The sequence below is a fragment of the Streptococcus sanguinis genome (genome assembly GCF_013343115.1).
GTDB classification, from domain to species: Bacteria; Bacillota; Bacilli; order Lactobacillales; family Streptococcaceae; genus Streptococcus; species Streptococcus sanguinis_H.
The window spans coordinates 727,522-745,020 of the sequence record NZ_CP054570.1 but is presented as its reverse complement, the minus strand read 5'-3'; the positions used below and the strand labels follow the sequence as shown (position 1 = coordinate 745,020).

Sequence of the window (17,499 nt, the reverse complement as noted above, 5' to 3'; positions counted from 1 at the left end):
TTATTGTTTCATCAATTCCTTTATTGCCATCATTCTTTTCATAAAATTGCTTTTTGTTATTGCCATATAAAATATAAAATAAAAGGCAATAACTTCTATTAAGTTTGTCATGGTAGGAGCGTTCAAATATTCTCTCATTTGAAAAACAGTTAAGAAAGAACTCACTGAAAATGTAATAAGAAGAATGTATAATCGGTTTCTCTCTTCTTCTAAAAAATTCAACCAACCAACATGTTCATATAATTTGGGATTAAATACTTCAACGTTTTGCCCTAAATACTCATCTTTAAATCCAAAGTGACAGACCAAAGATATAAGAATAAGAGTCGCGCACAAAACAATTACTTTGAAAATAGGGGATTCAAATTTTATATTGTTTACTTGAATGAGAAAAGCATTTCCTAGAATTCCAAAGGATATTACTAACCACCTGAGATTAGGAAAAACTCTCTCATTGACTTTATTAGAATATACTTTTTTTCTTTTCACATCATAAAAGATGTTTCGACCTTGAAAGCCGCCTATGATAACCATAGATTTCATTTTCTTCATTTTTCAATACCATCATATTAATAAAAAATAGAGCTGAAAGAAAGAAAGAAAGAAAGAAAGAAAGAAAGAAAGAAAATTCTTCCTAAACTTTACCTATCCACCACTTGAGCTTCAAATTTAGCAGGTTTGTTGTCTACATTGGTGATGGTGATAGTATAGGGTTTGTTATTCGTGACGTCAAAAACTTTTTCTCCCTGATAATTAACAACAATCCCATCTTTTACTAAATGAATACCTTTTTGATTATTAGGAAGCTCATTCTTGTCTCCCTCGGTACTGCCTATCTTAATAATTTTCTTTTCACTTACCCCAAATAATACATCCCCAAATTTTTCAGACCAAACATTTGTACCTGATAATTTTATTTTAGCATCATTTAATTTTTTTTAACATTAATTCTGAACTATACTCTAACTGATCCGTATTTGGAGACACTCTTAATTCAACGCTTTGACCTGATTGCAGAGTATATTTGCCGTAATTTAAAATTGCCTGAACGTACCAGACAACAAACAGACTATACAGCAGGCCAATAATAATCCTTGAACGCCTACTTTTAAAACAGCGCAAAAGGAATAATAGAGAAGCAATAAAAATTACTGAAGTTATCATTCTTTATTTCCTTTATAGACCCCATATCATATTAGGACTCTATCCATTCTGCAATATTTCATCTTCTTTCCTTTTTCTCCGCTGACCCGACAACCTGATACATAGCAACAGTACTATCATACGAAGAATCAAATAGACCAAACGAAGGATTTTCATCTTACCAAGAGCAGACAAGAAGTCCTCCCTTGCATACCCTATCTCATGGGTTAATTCCTCAATAGTCTTACCTGTCTTTTGCTCCACAATAGCTGCATTCTTTGATATTAGAAAGTATCTAGTGTCTAATGTCGAAAAATTTGATTTGGACAACGACCCGTCTAAAGGAAATGAAATCGCATAATTTTCCTTATTAGGAATCCGATTGTATTCAGCGGAAACCTGATCATCATATTTACTAGGGTAACAAGTCATTTTTATATTTTCATAGTCCAGATGCATAATTCCATCTAATACATCATTAGTCCATTCTTCCGCATAGTGGTATAGATTCGCCTTTCTATCTACTATTGGCCAAACCATAACATACCGACTATGCATGAATTCCTTGGTCAAGGCCGAGTTGTTAGCTAAACTAGTCGCACCAATCTCGTATACTGACCAAATAAGAACTATGAGCATTAAGAAAGCTTGAGTTGGTTTGTTTTTATAATAGTTTTTCATTTTTTTTAACATTTTACTCTCCGATAGAGGGATTGGGTTTGTCTAAATCCTTTTGGAAATGTTGGATAGCATTCATGAATTTTTCGAAGTTTGATGATTGTTCACTAGAATGAGAAGAAACGTATAATTTATAAGTTTCTTCTAATTTATTCATTCCTTTCGTGTAATCCCCTTCTCCAATATTTTGAACAAATTCATAAGCTCTATAGCCAGATGTTCTCTCAACACTATCGTAATATGAGTTTGTAACATCAACTACGCTATCCCCATTCTTCATTTTGTTGTAAATATTAACAGCATCTAAATCTGAACGATAGTCATCGTTACCAAGACTCGGCGGAAGTCCCATAGTACCAGCTACATCACCTTGCCATCCCGCTAAATCATCTTCATTTTCAATAAAATGATTACCTGTATAATGTGCGGAAATAGTTGCGGCCATATGGGAATAGTCTGTGGTTCCTCCAAATTGAGATAGTAATTCTCTTACTCTAGATTTTTGATTGGCATCTAAATCGGCATATCTAACATCTTTCCCATATGCCTTTGAAGCACCAGCATCTAGTTTTTGAGTAAGTTCTGCTTCTGAATCTGTTTCCTGAATCTTTTTTAGGTTAGTAAAATTATGCTGATTCTGAATAGCTTTCTGAATCGTATCAATTTCATCATCTTTTAAGCCATATTTTTTCAAAACAGATTTCATTCTATAATTAATACCAACATTTATACCGTTTACCCCATTCGGGCTATATAATCCACCGACCACTTGCCAAGCTCCATAAGATTTATCACCATAAGAGTAAGATGCAACTATTTTAAAGAATTCTATATTTGCTTTCTTGGATCCATATTCCTTTTCTAGCTTTTGATATAAATTTAGTAATATCTCTGATTCAGTTCGACTAAATCCATACTGTTGTCTAATAGTTTGAATAAATTTCTCTTTTTTAGTTACTGGTATGTATGTCTCAATCTTCTGTCCCTTCATTTTAATAGCCCAGCTCATATCTACACCATCAACTGAGTAATTTCCATCACTATCCACTAGGACTTGGCTTAGCTGGCTGGCTCCTTGGATAGCTAGACGAAGAACTTCTAGACTATCGCTGAAATATTGGGAGACTTGAGCGACAAAGAACTCCAGCTTTTCAATCTTCTCTTCCAATTCTTTGATTTGTGATTCAATTTGCGATTCTGCACTAGAAAGAATCACCAGAGACTGCATGTGAGAAACGATATTAAATGTAGCAATAGACTTCATGCGCTCTAAGAATGATTCTTTTGCTTCAATAGCCTTTTTGACAGAGGCTAGCTGCTGCTCTCTCAACTCTTTTGTCTTCTTCAGCTGATCCAGGTCGAGGTTTCCGTACTCAGCTACCTGAGCATCTGCAGCTCTGTATGAATTTAACTCCGTTTGAATGTCGTCCACTGCAGCCTGTAGCTTCTTAATGGCAGGAATGATAATCTCTGAAAAGAGGCCTTTCCCTGCTGTATAGGCTGCTCCCATGAGTTCTCCAGAGTCTAGGGTAGCTATCAGGTGATCACATCCCTGAGATAATCGGTCTGTCACCTCATTAGCCACTCGAATATTATTAGCCATTGCCTCCATCAGCTGTGAAGACTCTGACGCACTGTACTTTACTCCCATGGTAAAGAGTTCCTTTCTTTCGTCAATTTTTCTCGATTTTCATCTAATTTTTGCCGAACTTTCCTTGTTTGTTTGGAAACATTGTCCAACTCTTGCTCTACGTAGCTGTCAATTGCTTGCTGCAAGGCTTGGTTTTCTTCCCATATTTTACGATTGGTAGAACTAGTCTCTGATACGGGATCTATCAAGTTTTCTATTTGGGCATTCATCGTCCAAATATCTGTACGAAAATCCATTACCTTCTCTTCATAACGCCTTTTGAGAACTAAAAGATCTTCTTCTTGATTCTCAAGCTGAATGATTTGCTTATGTAATTGCCCACGTTTTTCTTGATTTTTATCTTTTATCATCAGTTGCTCCAACGTTGCGCTTGCTCTACATCACGCTTTTCAATTTTATAAGCTATATCAGGAAATTTATTAGCCTGAGCCAGGACAGCTACGCTAAAGTCACTGACAGCCTGCAGCATTTGATTGCATACCTGACGGCCTGCTTCCATCCCAGCAATCTCTGTTGTATAGCTAAACTCTACCTGCTGATTTTGCTTGTCGCTTGTATCTACCCCAACCAATTCACTGATAGCATTCTGAGCGGAAATACTATCCGACTTGATTTTTCCCATAGTTCTAAAACTCCTTAGAAAATTCATTTTTTATAACAATTTTATCACAAAAATATTACGTAGATATTACAAAAATTGATTTCCCTTTTCACACTTCCTTGACATAAACCAACTCTTGTTCACTAGACAGGTCAGGTCGGTAGGTGAAGCCAGCAAAGCTTAATTTTTTCATCTGTTCGATTTCTGTCACTTGGTTAGTTATTAAAGCTGTTAAAAACTCACCGCGCGCTTTTTTAGAAATGGTCGAATGGACTTTCAGCTTTCCGCCTCGGTCTTCCAGAAATTTGAAACCTATCATGCGCTGGCGGGTTTCCGTGGAAAAGACTGTTTCAAACTCGCTGGACAGGAGGGAGAAAATCATCTCATCTTCTGCCAGAGCTTGGTCATAAGCTTCTTTCCAAAATGCCTTGAAACTCTTCCCATCTAACTTGAGTGGCATCATAAAGTCCAAGCGATGGGGAGCTATGGGCTCCAGGGCTGGGATGACACCGTAAAGCGCTGATGTAATAGCAAGATACTTCTCGATATACTGACTTTCCTCCTTGGTATAGTCCTGTCTCTTGATATGACGGTACATGAGTCCATCAAAAAGATAAAGGGCTGGAGCATGCTGCGCAGTTCCTTCTCGCAAAGCCTGAATGGCTTGCCACTCTACCTCCGCTCTTTCTGGGGAGATTTTATAAAATGATGCCAAGTCAGTTACTGACATGGTTGCCAACTCATCCAACACAGCCTGAGTTTGTGCTGAAAGTGGATTAGGAGTTGCTGATGGCGCAGTTAGATTCAACTCTTTGGCAGTTGGGATAAGAATTTTCATAGTTTCCTTCTTTCATTTAGTGAATATGACGGACAACCCATTTACCCAAGGCTGTCTCTAGTAGATAGCTGCCGATAATGAAGCCTAGCAGATTAGTCAGGATATCACCCAAGTCAAAAATGCCAAGATGAAAGAGATACTGGCTCCCCTCAACCAGACTGATAGCCAAGGTAAAATAAGCCGCATGTTTCCATGACAGCTTGCAGAGAAAGCCCAGCGGAATGAACATAATGATATTCATGGTGGGTACCAGCTTATCTCCATAAATCCAATTATAGGTAAAAGACTGCAGGTCCAGACTGAAGCCCTGCCTGCCGATATTTTTCAAAAAGAGGGCATAGAATAGAATGAGAAAATAGAGGGTGTAACTGGCTAGCACCAGCCAACGAGGAATGTGCCGACTATAGAGGCCGCGAATAAAAAGCGAGCTAATAGCTGTCAGAGTCAGGATGATAGAAGCTGGTATCAGCAGGTTCCACTCTGGCTGATTCTTGTAAAAGACAAGGGCTACATAGGCATAAAAAAAGCGCATATAGAGCCAAGACCAAAAAATCAGACTGCCTAGGAAGGCTGCCATATCAAAGATTATTTGTTTTTTCATCTGAAACCTCCCTTTCTTCTTTTTAAGATTATATCAAATTTCAATGGGACATTCTATTTTTTGCTTGACTTTGATTTACAGAGATGTTATCATCTAGTTATAAAGACTAGATAAGAAAGTGATAAAGATTTGAACGCTCAACAAGTTTTTCCCAAGTGGGACGAATTACCAGAACTGGAGCTATATTTGGACCAAGTTCTGCTCTATGTAAACAATGTCTGTGGCTCTTCCATTTCAGCTGCTGACAAGGGACTGACCGCTTCTATGATTAACAACTACGTCAAGCATGGCTATATTGCCAAGCCGGTCAAGAAAAAATATCAACGTCGTCAGGTAGCACGCTTGATTGCCATAACAACCTTAAAAACGGTCTTTTCTATCCAGGAAATCTCAGCTACTTTAAATATGCTGCATAAATCAGCAGATTCGCGAGAGCTTTATGATGACTTCGTTGACTACATGAATGGCAATAAACTAGAGGTGGTACCCATTATTTCCACAGCCTGCCAGACGGTCAAACTCTATCAAAAGACCTTATCCCTAATCCAAGTACCAAATGAGGAGGAAGAAAATCTTGAACTACGCGCTTAAACTCAGTAAAAAACTATCCTTCGGAGAGGAAATTGCCAATGCTGTTACCCATGCGGTAGGAGCCGTCCTGATGCTGATTCTGCTGCCTATCTCAGCCATTTATAGCTATGAAGGGCACGGGTTGGTGGCTGCTGTCGGAACTTCTATCTTTGTTATCAGCCTCTTTCTCATGTTCCTCTCCTCGACAGTCTATCACTCTATGTCCTATGGCTCGACCCACAAATATATCTTGCGCATTATCGACCACTCCATGATTTATATCGCCATTGCTGGCAGCTACACGCCAGTCGTGCTGTCGCTGATGAATAACTGGTTTGGCTATCTCATCATTGCTATCCAGTGGGGAACGACCATCTTTGGTATCCTCTATAAGATTTTCGCTAAGAAGGTCAATGAAAAATTCAGTTTGGCACTCTATCTGATTATGGGCTGGCTGGTGGTCTTTATCATTCCGCAGATTATCGGTCAAACCGGACCAGTCTTCTGGGGACTCATGCTGGCTGGTGGCCTCTGCTATACTGTAGGAGCTGGCTTCTATGCTCAAAAGAAGCCCTACTTCCACATGATTTGGCACCTTTTCATTCTAGCGGCCTCTGCCCTGCAATACCTTGCTATCGTTTATTTTATGTAAGAAAAAATACAAAACCGTCTGAGGATTCTCAGACGGTTTCTTTGTTTATGCTGATTATTGATTCATCCCTGCTTTTCTAGAGGACTTCTTTGCTTGTGCGCTTTTCTGACTTGCTTAAAGATTGGATATAAGATTGGAACAGCGATGACTGTGGCTAGACTGGAGCCAAATGTACCAGTAATCTCAGCTACTGCCAGTAAAAAGGCTGCTGGTAAACTACTCCCGCCAAACAGTGTTCCTGTCAGAGTGTACTTGAAGATATTGAGTACAATCTTCACCAAAGCTGCTGCTACTGCTGTCACAAGAATATTTCTTAGTTTATCCTTTCTCTGAAAAAGTTCTTCATACAGAAAATGAATCACCACGGCCACCGCAAGTGCTTCTAGCAAGATAACTGGGATTTCCACTGCGTAACCATTCAGCAAGTCAAATATTCCCAATCCGATAGCGGCCGCTAAAAAACCGAGTTTACTGCCAAAAATCAGACAGCCCACTACCACCAGTGCATTCCCAAAATGAATAAATTGAGCTCCGACAGGAATTTTAAAAAACTGAATGCTCAGAAAAATCAAAGCAGCAAATAAACTAATCATGGTTAAGGTTTGCAAATCAAGTGTTTGTTTCTTCATCTCTTTCCTCCATTAAGGCTTGAAAATCAGCGAAAAGCTCTCCTAGGTAGGGCTGGTAAAAAACGCCCTTCTTTGGATCTATTTGCTCTTTAAAGCTAAGTACCAAGCTCTTTTCAATAAACTTCAAAATCACCGGCAGGGCTTGCTTGATGTCAATCCCCTGAACAAAAGCCGCAGCTACAAGTGTCGTCAATATATCACCCGTTCCAAAAAATTGCTGGGGCAGAGCTGGACTGGAAAAGAGGTTAAACTCCTCTGTTGCCGCATCAAAATAGGCCACACCAATCTGATTCTCTTTCATCGGCAAGCCAGTCAACAAGACCTTGCTCGGTCCTAACTCAGCCAAACGCTTGCAGTAGTCCTCCCATCTATCTTCTGATAAACTCTCTTCGTAGGATTCTTCTAACAACAAACAGGCTTCCGTCAAATTGGGCAGAACCAAATCGGCATGCTGGCAGAGGCGACGCATATGGTCTAGATGGGCATCTGAAAATCCCTGATAAAAAGTCCCCTTGTCTCCCATGATAGGATCCACGATAAGGGGCAAGCTTTTTTCCTTTTTAAAGTGCAGCAAATTTTCCACCTGTATGTCAGATTTCAAATATCCTGTTACCAAAGCTAAAAAGTCGAACTCTAGGCTCTGCCATTGTTTCAAAAAAGCAAGCATCCCATGCGTGTAATCATCTATATAGACGTCTGGAAAACCGCCTGTATGGGACGATAAAATCATGGTTGGCAACAGGGCCACCTCTAGCTGGCAAATTGCAAAGAGCGGCAGGGCAGCTGTTACAGCAACCTTACCTAAGCCAGAAATATCTGTGGCCAGAATGACTGTTTTTGTTTTCATGACTTCTCCTACTTGCTCTCTATTGTAAAATATCTGAAAATGAGTTACAATATGAAAAAATCAAATCTGTATGGGGACAGTTTTATGACCAAGGCAAAATACCAACGCATCGTCGATAAGATTACTAAGGATATTAAAGAGGGAAAACTGACAACTGGTCAGAAAATTCCTTCTGTCCGGAAGCTGGCAGAGCGTTATCACTGTAGCAAGGATACTGCGCAGAAGGCTCTGATTGAGCTCAAGTATCAGAAGTACATCTATGCCGTTCCCAAAAGCGGCTACTATGTGCTGGAGAATGCTCAGGAAGAAAAGCAGGATTTGGAGTTACCTGTGAGGGATGACCGTCACCAAGCCTATGAGGATTTCCGACTCTGTGTGAATGAAACTCTGATTGGCCGGGAAAATTATCTCTTCAACTATTACTCTCAGCAGGAAGGACTGGAGGATTTACGTCGCTCTGTGCAAAAGCTAATGCTAGACTCTGCTGTTTATGCTTCTAGGGATCAGTTGGTACTGACTTCCGGCACCCAGCAGGCTCTCTATATCCTTTCACAGATTGACTTTCCCAACCAAAAAGAGCGTATCTTAGTAGAGCAGCCGACCTACCATCGGATTAATGATCTTCTGCTAGCGCAAAAACTTCCTTATGAAACCATTGAAAGAACACCACAGGGGATTGACCTGCAAGAGCTGGAGAGGATTTTTCAAAGCGGAAAGATTAAGTTTTTCTACACCATTCCGCGTTTTCACTATCCCTTGGGCCACTCTTACAGTCGGCAGGAAAAGGAAGAAATTCTTCGGCTAGCCCAGCTCTATAATGTCTATATCGTAGAAGATGACTATCTATCAGACTTTGATAGCCGTCGGGAGCTGACCTTTCACTATCTAGACAATAGCCAGCGGGTCATCTACATCAAGTCCTTTTCAACCAGCCTTTTCCCAGCCCTGAGGATTACCGCCCTACTCCTTCCGCCCCAGATTCAAAAAACCTTCATCGTTTACAAAAGCGCCGTGGACTATGACAGCAACCTCATCATGCAGAAGGCTCTATCTCTCTACATCAACAGTCTCATGTTTGAAAAAAATAGGCTGGCGCTGCTGCAGCTTCAAGAAGAGGAAGCAAGAAAGGCGCAGATACTACTGGAGCAAGCTCAGCTGCCACTATCCAGCTATCTGACAAAGGACGGCATTCTGTTAGACTTGAGGTCACTTTCTTCCGTCAGTGCTCTCAAACACAGCAGCCTGCCGCTTGACTTCTTTGAACAGAGCTACCTTGCTAGCTGCCCTTACCAGTATGCTAAGCTGCCTTATGATAACTTAGAAAAAAATGTAGAGAAATTAAAAGACTATTTAAAATAGGTGTAGAATTCCAAATGAATTCTACACCTGTTATTTATAATCAGGCTTTTCAAGACTTCATCATGCCAGCCTGGAGTTGGTACATTTTCTTATAGGTGCCATCTTGAGCTAGCAATTCTTCGTGGCTGCCGGATTCGATAATGCGGCCCTTGTCTAAGACATAGATGCAGTCGGCATCCTGAATGGTAGATAATCGATGGGCTATGGCAATGGTTGTCCTACCCTGCCGCATCTTTCTCAGTGAGGCTTGAATCAGCTCCTCTGTTTCCGAATCAATATTGGCTGTCGCCTCATCCAAAATCAATATTTTAGGCTTGGTGGCGATGGTCCTAGCAAAGGCTAGAAGCTGCCGTTGACCGCTGGAAAAAGTCGCTCCCCGCTCAGTCACAGGGGCATCATAGCCTTGAGGCAACTGACTGATAAATCCATGAGCATCTACAAACTTGGCCGCTTCTATAATTTCTTCTCGCGTCAGCTGCTCTTGGTAAAGCTTGATATTGGAAGCAACGCTACCGTGATAAAGGAAGGGATCCTGCAAAACAAGGCCAATCTTTCGCCGCAGCTCCGCCTGACTATAGTCTTTAATATTGCGTCCATCAATCAAAATCTGTCCCCGCTCAAATTCATAAAAACGCAGGAAAAGATTGATAATAGAGGACTTGCCAGAGCCAGTCGAGCCCACAAAGGCAATCGTCTGGCCTTTTTTGACAGAAAAGGAGATATCCCGCAAAACATCTCGCTTTCCATCATAAGAAAAGGAAACATGCTTGAATTCGATGCTGCCATCTTGGATTTGCAAGTCTTGGTTAGCCTGCTCAGGCTCATAGTCTGTGCGGTCCATGATTTCAAAAACCCGCTCCGCAGCAACCATAGATGTCTGTAAAACAGAGTAATTCTGCATAACATCAATCAAAGGATTAAAAAGCTGATTGACATACTGGATAAAGGCATACATAATACCTGCCGTAATACCCGCCACTTGCCAAGTCATGCCAAAGTAAGTCAGAATCACTCCATAAGCCAAGATTTTCAGCAGGGACATGGCCGGTCTCAGAAAGAGACTGTTGATATTGAGATAGCGATTGGTGAAGCCTAAATGCTGACCGTTGATTTCTTCAAATTCCCTCAGCAAGCGCTTCTCTTGCCCAAACGCCTGAATAATCCGCATCCCCTCAATACTCTCAGATAGCTTGACATTCAAATCGCTGAGTTTATTCCGGACCTGCTTCAGCTGACGATTGGATAGATGCTGATAGAGCAAGATAGAGGCTGCCATCAGAGGCAAAAAGAGAGCAATCATCAGGGTCAATTGCCAGTTGAGGGCAAACATGGCGCTCAAAGTAACAACTAAAATCAGCAAGGAGCTCAAAAAATTAGAAAAAATCTCACTGAACATATCTGCGACTGCCTGAGTATCATTAGTCAGGCGGGAAACGATAGCACCAGCTGGCGTTTTATCAAAATAAGCCATTTGCAGGCGCTGGATATTGGCAAAACTTTCCTGTCGCAAATCCCGAACCACACTTTGAGCCACACGCGCAAAGAAATACTTTCCCAAGAAGGTAAAAAGTACCCGCAAGAGGAAAAGGCCATAGTAAAGAGCCAGCAAAGGCAGGCCAGCAAAGGCTTGGTTACGGCCGATAAATTGATCAATAAAATAGCGGGCCAAGAGCGGCAATGCTGTTGTTACCAGAGTCGTCAGCAGGATAAATGTCAAAGCCATGCTGCTCACTATCCTGTAGCGCCACATATAGCCAAGGAGGCGATGAAAAGTTGCTTTCTTTTTCATATTAATCTTCCTCCTTCAAGCTTTCTGCCAGCTGCTGATTATGATAAGTCTGGGCATACCAGCCCTTTTGCTCCAATAGCTCTTGGTGGGTGCCCCGCTCCTTGATACGCCCCTCTTCCATAACCAAAATCAGGTCTGCATGCACCAAGGCTGACAGCCGATGAGCTGTGATGATGGTTGTCTTGCCAGCACGCTCTGACTTTAGATTTTCTAAAATCAGATGCTCTGTCTTGGCATCAACAGCCGACAGGGAATCATCCAAAATCAGGATTTCAGGATTGGTAATAATAGCCCGACTCATCGCCAAGCGCTGCTTCTGCCCACCAGATAAGGACAAGCCCCGCTCACCGACAACCGTATCCAGCCCCTCTGGCATAGCCTGAATATCCTCATACACACCGCATAGTTTAGCGGCAGCTAGAACCTGGCTATCTGTCAGCTGGGGATTAGCAAAACGGATATTGTCCCGAATGGACAGAGCAAAAAGCATCTGTTCCTGTGGTACATAGCCGATAAGACGGCGCAAGTCTTTGAGACGGTACTCTCGGATATCATGTCCATTCAAATAGATAGCCCCCTCCTGAATATCTTGCTCCCGCAGCAGCAAGCGCAGAAGAGTGGTCTTCCCTGAGCCCGTCTGACCGACAATTCCCAGTGTCTGTCCCTGCTCAATAGAAAAATAAATATCCGATAAACTAGTCCCCTCTGCATAAGCAAACTTCCGAATGTCATAATCCAATCGACCATTTTCCGCATGAGAGAGGGGTTGTTCAGCTTCCTTGACATCTGACTCCTGAGCCAGCAGTTTCTCAATCCGTTCATAGGAAACAGCACCTCGCTGGCCGATGTTAAAAAGATAGCCTGTAGCCTGCAGCGGCCAAACCAGCATATCCAGATAAGTGATAAAAGTAACCAACTCTCCTATGGTAAACTGCCCTTGGGAGATAAAAATTCCACCGAAAATCAAGGTCAAAACATAAGAAAGACCGATAAAAAGCAAAACCAAGGGGTCAAAAAGAGAATCGTACTTGGCAGCCAAAACGTTTTTTTCGTAGACCTCCTGATTGGTCTTGGCAAAAGACTGAGTCTCCGCCTCCTGATAACCAAAGGACTTGGTCACTCGAATCCCTGAAACACTCTCCTGAACCTTATTGTTCAAATCCGAAAACGCCTCTTGAGCAGCCTTAAAACTTTCATGATTTTTTCGGCCAATCAAGCCCGTACCCCACGACAAGAAGGGCATGGGCACAATGGCAATCAAGGTTAGCCGCCAGTCCAAAACGAAAAACATAGTCAGCAGGGTCACCAGGGCTGTAATAGAAGCATCCACAGCTGACATGACTCCACCCCCAGCCAGACTGACAATTGCATTGATATCGTTGGTCGCATGAGCCATCAAGTCCCCTGTACGGTATTTCTGATAAAAAGAGGGAGACATGTGAGTAAAGTGCTCGAACAATCGAGAGCGCAGAATTCGTCCCAGATTATTAGACGTCCCTAAGATATAAAGACGCCAGACATAACGGAGGCCGTACATGATAAAAGCTGAAGCAATCAGCAACAGCAAATTAAAGAGCAGCTCTTGAGAAGTCAGATGTTTGCTAGCAATTCGGTCAATAACCTGACCGATGACTCTGGGCGGTATCAGATTGAAGACACTGACCAAGGACAAGGCCAGGATACCGATGATATAGCGCCGCTTTTCTAACTTAAAAAACCAGGCTAATTTTCTAATGAGGTTCATAATTTCTCCTATTCTTACTAGTCTTTTTATTATACTGTTTTTTAAGGAAAAATGAAACACAGCGGATTGGAGCGCTGTGCTTCGATTCTATTTTTTACTGGTCAGCTGGTAACTAACAGCCAGTAAATCAAAGATTTCCTGATCGCTCAGGCTATCATCCAAGGGCAGACTGAGCCAATATTTCTTATTCATGTGAAAGGCTGGATAAATCCCCTTTTTCTGAATCAGTTCTGCTACATGATCATTCTTAACATTTAGCACCTCAATAGCGCCGCTTCGCTCTGCTTCAAACTTAGACCAGTCTGTGGTCAGAAAAGCCCCATACCATTTTTTACTGTCCTGGTGGCGGAAAACTCCAGCCTTGGTCGAGCTCTTTCTGGACGACTTCTCCCAGAGGTACTCTATTTGCCCCTGATAAACCTCAGCCGCATGATCCCGCAGTCGCTTACTCTGCTCATAGAGAAAGCCAACCTCATCAAAACAGTGCTGACGGATAGCCAGAAGAGCTGCCTGACAAGCTTCACGAACCTGACCGACAAACTCCCCCGTCACCTGCTCCATCTTGACCTGCACATAGGCGTCATCAGTATCGCAGTCAAAAACCTGATAGTCTAGCTCTGCATCTCTGATAGTCACTTCCAAGCGAAAGTCACCCTTCATAATCTTCTGCGAGAAACGGTAAGCTCCATCAGACTCCTTAAAGCCGTAAGTCTGAAGCTTATTTAGATTAGACTTGTATTTTTCAAATAGTTCCAACATTTTATTAGGAGCCGCTAGAGCCCTTCTCCTCCTTAAAATACAATTTTAGTTCCATGCAGCTGGTCAACTGCCAGACTGTCTATAATTTGCTGACGATTGCCCAGATGAATGCCACCGCCCGGCATGATATCAATCCGATCAGCAGCATGCTCGATTAACTCATCCAGCCAAGCAAAATGCTTCTCAATCGGCTCACTGGCAGGTCCTCCGTGGGTCAAAATTCGCTGGACACCGTTCTCAATCAGCCAGTCTATTTCGCCAAACTGGTATTCAGCCGGTATGGCATCAAAAGCCATGTGGAAGACTACTTCCAGTCCCTTGCAAGCCTCCAGCAGGCGCTGCATCTTCGAAACATCTATTTCGTTCTTCTCCGTCAAGACACCAAAGACCACTCCCTGACTCCCGGCTTCCTTGGCTTTTTGGATATCTGCCAGCATAATCTCAATTTCAAGATCCGAGTAAACAAAATCACCGCCCCGAGGCCGAATCATGGTCATCACTGTCGCACCATAAAGCTTGGCTAAGTCAACTGCTGCTCGAATTACGCCATAGCTGGGCGTCGTACCACCGACAGCCAGATTATCACAGAGCTCAATCCGTTGAGCTCCCGCCCTCATAGCCTTTTCTAACAAAGTTACATTTTCCGCACAAAATTCATAAAGCATCATCTCACCTCTGATTTAATATATTGATTCCCTCTACCTATTATAACACAAGAGCTTCGCGATATCAGCTCTTATCAAATTTTCTAGCTTCTCTCTTACACCAATCAAGCCAATTAGTCTGATAGTCTTCCTTGGACAAGATGCGGTTCTGTAAATCAGCTATCGAGAAGATGCCTCTTTCTTGACAAGCCTGGACACAGTATCGATAAAAGACCCAGTTAAGCTCGTCCCTATCATAATAGATGGGAATATGAGAGAGGCCAGCCTGATAAGCCTTAAAGGCTCTGCTATGTCCATCAGTAAAGAAAACTTTTCCATCCATACGCTTGACAGGTAAAGCTTCAAGTTCTTGTTGGTCAAAATCAATACAAATCCTGTCCAGCTTTTCCCGTGAAAGGTAGAACTGACTGGGCTGGATCTGCGCTATGGACAAGGTCAAATCAAGTGTATAGGATCTGCCTTTCTCTGTAGCAAGGGTTGGATAGAAACCAAGCGACTCAAACAAACTGCGAGAGGGCTGATTGAAATCGTAAATTTCTTGAACTGCTAGTTTTTGATAGTCTAGATTGCGTGCGCGCTGTATCAAAGCAGAAAGAACTTTCTTGCCAACTCCTTTCCTACGGTAGTCCGCATTTCCAATGATAATAGGCAAATCATCTTGCCAAAAGGTCACATCCCCAATGGCCAGCCAGCACTCCTGCTCCCAAACCTCAATAAAATACACTTCACCTTGCCTAGCAAGATAATCATACATCCTTTGAACTCGCTCCGGCGAATAGGGCTCTCTTCTGCCATCAATCATATAAATCATATCTGGATCTTGGTACCAGTCCAAGGCCAGCTCAAACTGACCATCATAGGCCCGCAAACGCAGATTGTCATCAATAATAATCAGCTCCTCTTGCTGGATATTGGGAATAGGCATCTTCTCTCCCTCACAATGCTATTGCTCAAATAATAGTATAAAAACTCCATTTGATTCGGAAGGACTCCTCCTCAAATGAAGTTTTCTTTTTTAGAATCCATAGCCCATGCTGAACTGGATTTTAGCAGCACCGTTCTGGAAGCTGATCTTGTTAATGCTGAATTGACTCTGCGGCAGAGCTAGAAGGAAACTATCTCCCTCCGTTGTGATAGATGAATTAGAGGCCTGCATTTGTTGCTTCAGCATGCCTGTCACCCAAGATTTAGGGATAGGAAGAGAGCCCAGCTTGGCACTATCGATTGTGATGTGCAAGACATTATCTCTCACCGTCACATCCACCTCTAGGTCCAGCTTACTGTCAATAAAGAGCAGTTTGACTGGATACTGGATGCGTAGCTTATTGCCTTCAATACTGTAAACACTGTTCAGCAGCTCCTGATTCTCAGAGTCAGTCAGAGAAGACTTGAGCACCTGATTAAGCTGGACGCTATTGAGAGAAACTTCTGTGCTGACTCCCTGAGCCGTCACATTGGCATTGCTCAAAGCCGGCTCAATAATACTCATCCAGGAAGCACTGCCTTGAACATTTTTTAATTGTTCACTTTGATTAACAGATGCAGGAACTAGAAACAGCACCGCTGCAAGCAACAGCACCAAAGCAATTCCCACTACTCTTTTTACCATTTTCATGTTTGTATTCCTTTAATTTGAGAAAATCCCTTTAGCTAAAAACACAGAAAGGATTTATCTTATTTTACACTATTTTTGCATAATTTTCTGTAACAAACATATTAAAAAGCTAACAATCTTGTGAGAAAAGGCTGGGACAGATACTCCCAGCCTCTCAATCACATAGCGCTAGTTTTACAAGGCTCATCATAGATAGCCTATTCTTACTTAATTACTTCCTGAGTCTTAGCATAGTTGGCTTCGACTGCTTCTTTTTCTGATTTCCACCAGTCTTGGTTATCCGTGTACCACTTGATGGTCTCTCTTAGACCTGCTTCAAAGTTGGTGAACTCTGGCTTCCATCCTAGCTCATCGCGGAGCTTGCTGGCATCAATGGCATAGCGAAGGTCGTGGCCGGCACGGTCTGTCACATGGTCATAAGCATCAGCTGGCTGTCCCATTTCCTTGAGAATCAGCTCTAGAACTTCCTTATTATTCTTCTCACCATCAGCACCAATCAAGTAAGTTTCGCCGATTTGTCCCTTGGTCAAAATCGTCCAAACACCTGATGAATGGTCATTGGTATGAATCCAGTCACGGACATTCTTGCCTTCACCATAGAGTTTTGGCTTGATACCGCTCAAGATATTGGTGATCTGGCGCGGAATGAACTTCTCAATGTGCTGGTAAGGACCATAGTTGTTTGAACAGTTAGAAATCGTCGCTTTCACGCCAAATGAACGCACCCAAGCTTTAACGATTAAGTCTGAAGCTGCCTTGGTTGATGAGTAAGGTGAGCTTGGATTGTACTTGGTTTCAGCAGTAAATTTCTCACCTGGTCCTTCGCCATGACCTGGCAAATCTTCACGCAGAGGCAGGTCCCCATAGACTTCGTCAGTCGATACATGGTGGAAACGAATGTCGTATTTACGAGCTGCTTCCAAGAGTGTGTAAGTTCCGATAAAGTTGGTGTGGATAAACGGACTCGGGTCATTGAGTGAGTTGTCATTGTGGCTTTCTGCCGCATAGTGAACGATAGCATCAGCTTCGGAAGCCAGCTTATCTACCAAAGCTGCATCAGCAATATCTCCAACAACCAACTCAACGCGGTCGCCTAAAATTTCTTCAATATTAGCCCGATTACCCGCGTAAGTCAGCTTGTCCAGTACTGTCACATGGACATCTGGAAAGTTATTGTAAACATAGTGGACAAAGTTAGAACCGATAAAACCAGCTCCGCCTGTCACAATAATCTTTTTGTATTCAGTCATTGATTTATTTTTTCTCCATAATAAAACAAAATAAGGAATTATTTGTTTCGTAAAAAATAGTAATTTTGAAATTATATAAAGGGCTAAGAAAATAAACAAAAAGAGGAG

General features: G+C 42.2%; 19 protein-coding genes and 1 pseudogene. 3 read left to right on the top strand and 17 right to left on the bottom strand.

The features are described from left to right. From FOC72_RS03685 to FOC72_RS03655, 8 genes and pseudogenes are all read right to left on the bottom strand, one after another. Window positions 1–552 carry a hypothetical protein gene (locus FOC72_RS03685; protein ID WP_002895218.1) on the bottom strand — a complete coding sequence of 184 codons (552 nt, stop codon included), beginning with the start codon at window positions 550–552 and terminating at the stop codon, window positions 1–3. Between the two features lie 89 nt (window positions 553–641). Then, window positions 642–1,164 (bottom strand): annotated as a pseudogene (locus tag FOC72_RS11550) (hypothetical protein). 39 nt (window positions 1,165–1,203) lie between these two features. Next, window positions 1,204–1,836, bottom strand: a complete 633-nt coding sequence (locus FOC72_RS03680; protein ID WP_002895217.1) for a hypothetical protein — start codon at window positions 1,834–1,836, stop codon at window positions 1,204–1,206. 1 nt (window position 1,837) lies between these two features. Next, the gene (locus tag FOC72_RS03675; protein WP_002895216.1) at window positions 1,838–3,472 is read right to left on the bottom strand and encodes an ATP-binding protein; all 1,635 of its coding nucleotides are present in this window, start codon (window positions 3,470–3,472) and stop codon (window positions 1,838–1,840) included. Then, entirely contained in the window at window positions 3,463–3,822 is a 360-nt protein-coding gene (locus tag FOC72_RS03670) for a hypothetical protein (RefSeq protein ID WP_002895214.1), read from the bottom strand. The genes FOC72_RS03675 and FOC72_RS03670 overlap by 10 nt, the downstream gene beginning before the upstream one ends. Beyond that, window positions 3,822–4,121, bottom strand: a complete 300-nt coding sequence (locus FOC72_RS03665; RefSeq protein WP_002895211.1) for a hypothetical protein — start codon at window positions 4,119–4,121, stop codon at window positions 3,822–3,824. Before FOC72_RS03665 ends, FOC72_RS03670 begins: the two co-directional genes overlap by 1 nt. A 61-nt stretch (window positions 4,122–4,182) precedes the next feature. Then, window positions 4,183–4,911 carry a peroxide stress protein YaaA gene (yaaA, locus tag FOC72_RS03660; RefSeq protein ID WP_002895209.1) on the bottom strand — a complete coding sequence of 243 codons (729 nt, stop codon included), beginning with the start codon at window positions 4,909–4,911 and terminating at the stop codon, window positions 4,183–4,185. 16 nt (window positions 4,912–4,927) lie between these two features. Then, on the bottom strand, window positions 4,928–5,512 hold the full coding sequence (locus tag FOC72_RS03655; RefSeq protein ID WP_002895207.1) for a VanZ family protein: 585 nt from the start codon (window positions 5,510–5,512) through the stop codon (window positions 4,928–4,930). Between the two features lie 129 nt (window positions 5,513–5,641). On the opposite strand from FOC72_RS03655, the gene FOC72_RS03650 reads away from it, so the two are divergent. Next, complete coding sequence (locus FOC72_RS03650; RefSeq protein WP_002895206.1) at window positions 5,642–6,103, top strand: DUF1836 domain-containing protein; 462 nt, start codon at window positions 5,642–5,644, stop codon at window positions 6,101–6,103. Next, the gene (gene trhA / locus FOC72_RS03645; RefSeq protein ID WP_002900134.1) at window positions 6,087–6,734 is read left to right on the top strand and encodes a PAQR family membrane homeostasis protein TrhA; all 648 of its coding nucleotides are present in this window, start codon (window positions 6,087–6,089) and stop codon (window positions 6,732–6,734) included. The genes FOC72_RS03650 and trhA overlap by 17 nt, the downstream gene beginning before the upstream one ends. Before the next feature lie 62 nt (window positions 6,735–6,796). Here trhA and FOC72_RS03640 read toward each other — a convergent pair whose 3' ends face one another. Next, on the bottom strand, window positions 6,797–7,363 hold the full coding sequence (locus FOC72_RS03640) for an ECF transporter S component (RefSeq protein ID WP_002895204.1): 567 nt from the start codon (window positions 7,361–7,363) through the stop codon (window positions 6,797–6,799). Continuing rightward, a complete protein-coding gene (locus tag FOC72_RS03635; protein WP_002895203.1) occupies window positions 7,344–8,210 on the bottom strand; it encodes a pyridoxamine kinase in 867 nt (288 codons plus the stop codon). The genes FOC72_RS03640 and FOC72_RS03635 overlap by 20 nt, the downstream gene beginning before the upstream one ends. 39 nt (window positions 8,211–8,249) lie before the next feature. On the opposite strand from FOC72_RS03635, the gene FOC72_RS03630 reads away from it, so the two are divergent. After that, window positions 8,250–9,569 (top strand): aminotransferase-like domain-containing protein, encoded by a 1,320-nt coding sequence (locus FOC72_RS03630; protein ID WP_002895202.1) that lies wholly within the window; start codon window positions 8,250–8,252, stop codon window positions 9,567–9,569. Window positions 9,570–9,618: 49 nt separating this feature from the next. Here FOC72_RS03630 and FOC72_RS03625 read toward each other — a convergent pair whose 3' ends face one another. The 7 genes from FOC72_RS03625 to rfbB form a co-directional block, all read right to left on the bottom strand. Next, the gene (locus FOC72_RS03625; RefSeq protein ID WP_002895200.1) at window positions 9,619–11,358 is read right to left on the bottom strand and encodes an ABC transporter ATP-binding protein; all 1,740 of its coding nucleotides are present in this window, start codon (window positions 11,356–11,358) and stop codon (window positions 9,619–9,621) included. A 1-nt stretch (window position 11,359) separates the two neighbouring features. Further along, on the bottom strand, window positions 11,360–13,102 hold the full coding sequence (locus FOC72_RS03620; RefSeq protein ID WP_002895198.1) for an ABC transporter ATP-binding protein: 1,743 nt from the start codon (window positions 13,100–13,102) through the stop codon (window positions 11,360–11,362). A gap of 87 nt (window positions 13,103–13,189) precedes the next feature. Beyond that, on the bottom strand, window positions 13,190–13,861 hold the full coding sequence (locus tag FOC72_RS03615) for an MmcQ/YjbR family DNA-binding protein (RefSeq protein ID WP_002895197.1): 672 nt from the start codon (window positions 13,859–13,861) through the stop codon (window positions 13,190–13,192). A gap of 32 nt (window positions 13,862–13,893) precedes the next feature. Continuing rightward, window positions 13,894–14,526, bottom strand: a complete 633-nt coding sequence (locus tag FOC72_RS03610; protein ID WP_032914146.1) for a copper homeostasis protein CutC — start codon at window positions 14,524–14,526, stop codon at window positions 13,894–13,896. Window positions 14,527–14,590: 64 nt separating this feature from the next. Beyond that, window positions 14,591–15,451, bottom strand: a complete 861-nt coding sequence (locus FOC72_RS03605) for a GNAT family N-acetyltransferase (protein ID WP_002895195.1) — start codon at window positions 15,449–15,451, stop codon at window positions 14,591–14,593. A gap of 90 nt (window positions 15,452–15,541) precedes the next feature. Beyond that, window positions 15,542–16,141, bottom strand: a complete 600-nt coding sequence (locus tag FOC72_RS03600; protein ID WP_002895194.1) for a hypothetical protein — start codon at window positions 16,139–16,141, stop codon at window positions 15,542–15,544. 203 nt (window positions 16,142–16,344) lie between these two features. After that, entirely contained in the window at window positions 16,345–17,391 is a 1,047-nt protein-coding gene (gene rfbB / locus FOC72_RS03595) for a dTDP-glucose 4,6-dehydratase (protein WP_032914145.1), read from the bottom strand. Window positions 17,392–17,499 lie beyond the last annotated feature (108 nt).

Excerpts from the sequence above, each read along its gene's own strand:
- FOC72_RS03635 (WP_002895203.1), bottom strand. The coding sequence starts at position 8,210 with ATGAAAACAAAAACAGTCATTCTGGCCACAGATATTTCTGGCTTAGGT.
- FOC72_RS03680 (WP_002895217.1), bottom strand. The coding sequence starts at position 1,836 with ATGTTAAAAAAAATGAAAAACTATTATAAAAACAAACCAACTCAAGCT.
- FOC72_RS03655 (WP_002895207.1), bottom strand. The coding sequence starts at position 5,512 with ATGAAAAAACAAATAATCTTTGATATGGCAGCCTTCCTAGGCAGTCTG.
- FOC72_RS03620 (WP_002895198.1), bottom strand. The coding sequence starts at position 13,102 with ATGAACCTCATTAGAAAATTAGCCTGGTTTTTTAAGTTAGAAAAGCGG.
- yaaA (WP_002895209.1), bottom strand. The coding sequence starts at position 4,911 with ATGAAAATTCTTATCCCAACTGCCAAAGAGTTGAATCTAACTGCGCCA.
- FOC72_RS03610 (WP_032914146.1), bottom strand. The coding sequence starts at position 14,526 with ATGCTTTATGAATTTTGTGCGGAAAATGTAACTTTGTTAGAAAAGGCT.
- FOC72_RS03630 (WP_002895202.1), top strand. The coding sequence starts at position 8,250 with ATGAGTTACAATATGAAAAAATCAAATCTGTATGGGGACAGTTTTATG.
- FOC72_RS03675 (WP_002895216.1), bottom strand. The coding sequence starts at position 3,472 with ATGGGAGTAAAGTACAGTGCGTCAGAGTCTTCACAGCTGATGGAGGCA.
- FOC72_RS03685 (WP_002895218.1), bottom strand. The coding sequence starts at position 552 with ATGAAGAAAATGAAATCTATGGTTATCATAGGCGGCTTTCAAGGTCGA.
- rfbB (WP_032914145.1), bottom strand. The coding sequence starts at position 17,391 with ATGACTGAATACAAAAAGATTATTGTGACAGGCGGAGCTGGTTTTATC.
- FOC72_RS03665 (WP_002895211.1), bottom strand. The coding sequence starts at position 4,121 with ATGAATTTTCTAAGGAGTTTTAGAACTATGGGAAAAATCAAGTCGGAT.
- FOC72_RS03600 (WP_002895194.1), bottom strand. The coding sequence starts at position 16,141 with ATGAAAATGGTAAAAAGAGTAGTGGGAATTGCTTTGGTGCTGTTGCTT.
- FOC72_RS03640 (WP_002895204.1), bottom strand. The coding sequence starts at position 7,363 with ATGAAGAAACAAACACTTGATTTGCAAACCTTAACCATGATTAGTTTA.
- FOC72_RS03670 (WP_002895214.1), bottom strand. The coding sequence starts at position 3,822 with ATGATAAAAGATAAAAATCAAGAAAAACGTGGGCAATTACATAAGCAA.
- FOC72_RS03615 (WP_002895197.1), bottom strand. The coding sequence starts at position 13,861 with ATGTTGGAACTATTTGAAAAATACAAGTCTAATCTAAATAAGCTTCAG.
- FOC72_RS03605 (WP_002895195.1), bottom strand. The coding sequence starts at position 15,451 with ATGCCTATTCCCAATATCCAGCAAGAGGAGCTGATTATTATTGATGAC.
- FOC72_RS03625 (WP_002895200.1), bottom strand. The coding sequence starts at position 11,358 with ATGAAAAAGAAAGCAACTTTTCATCGCCTCCTTGGCTATATGTGGCGC.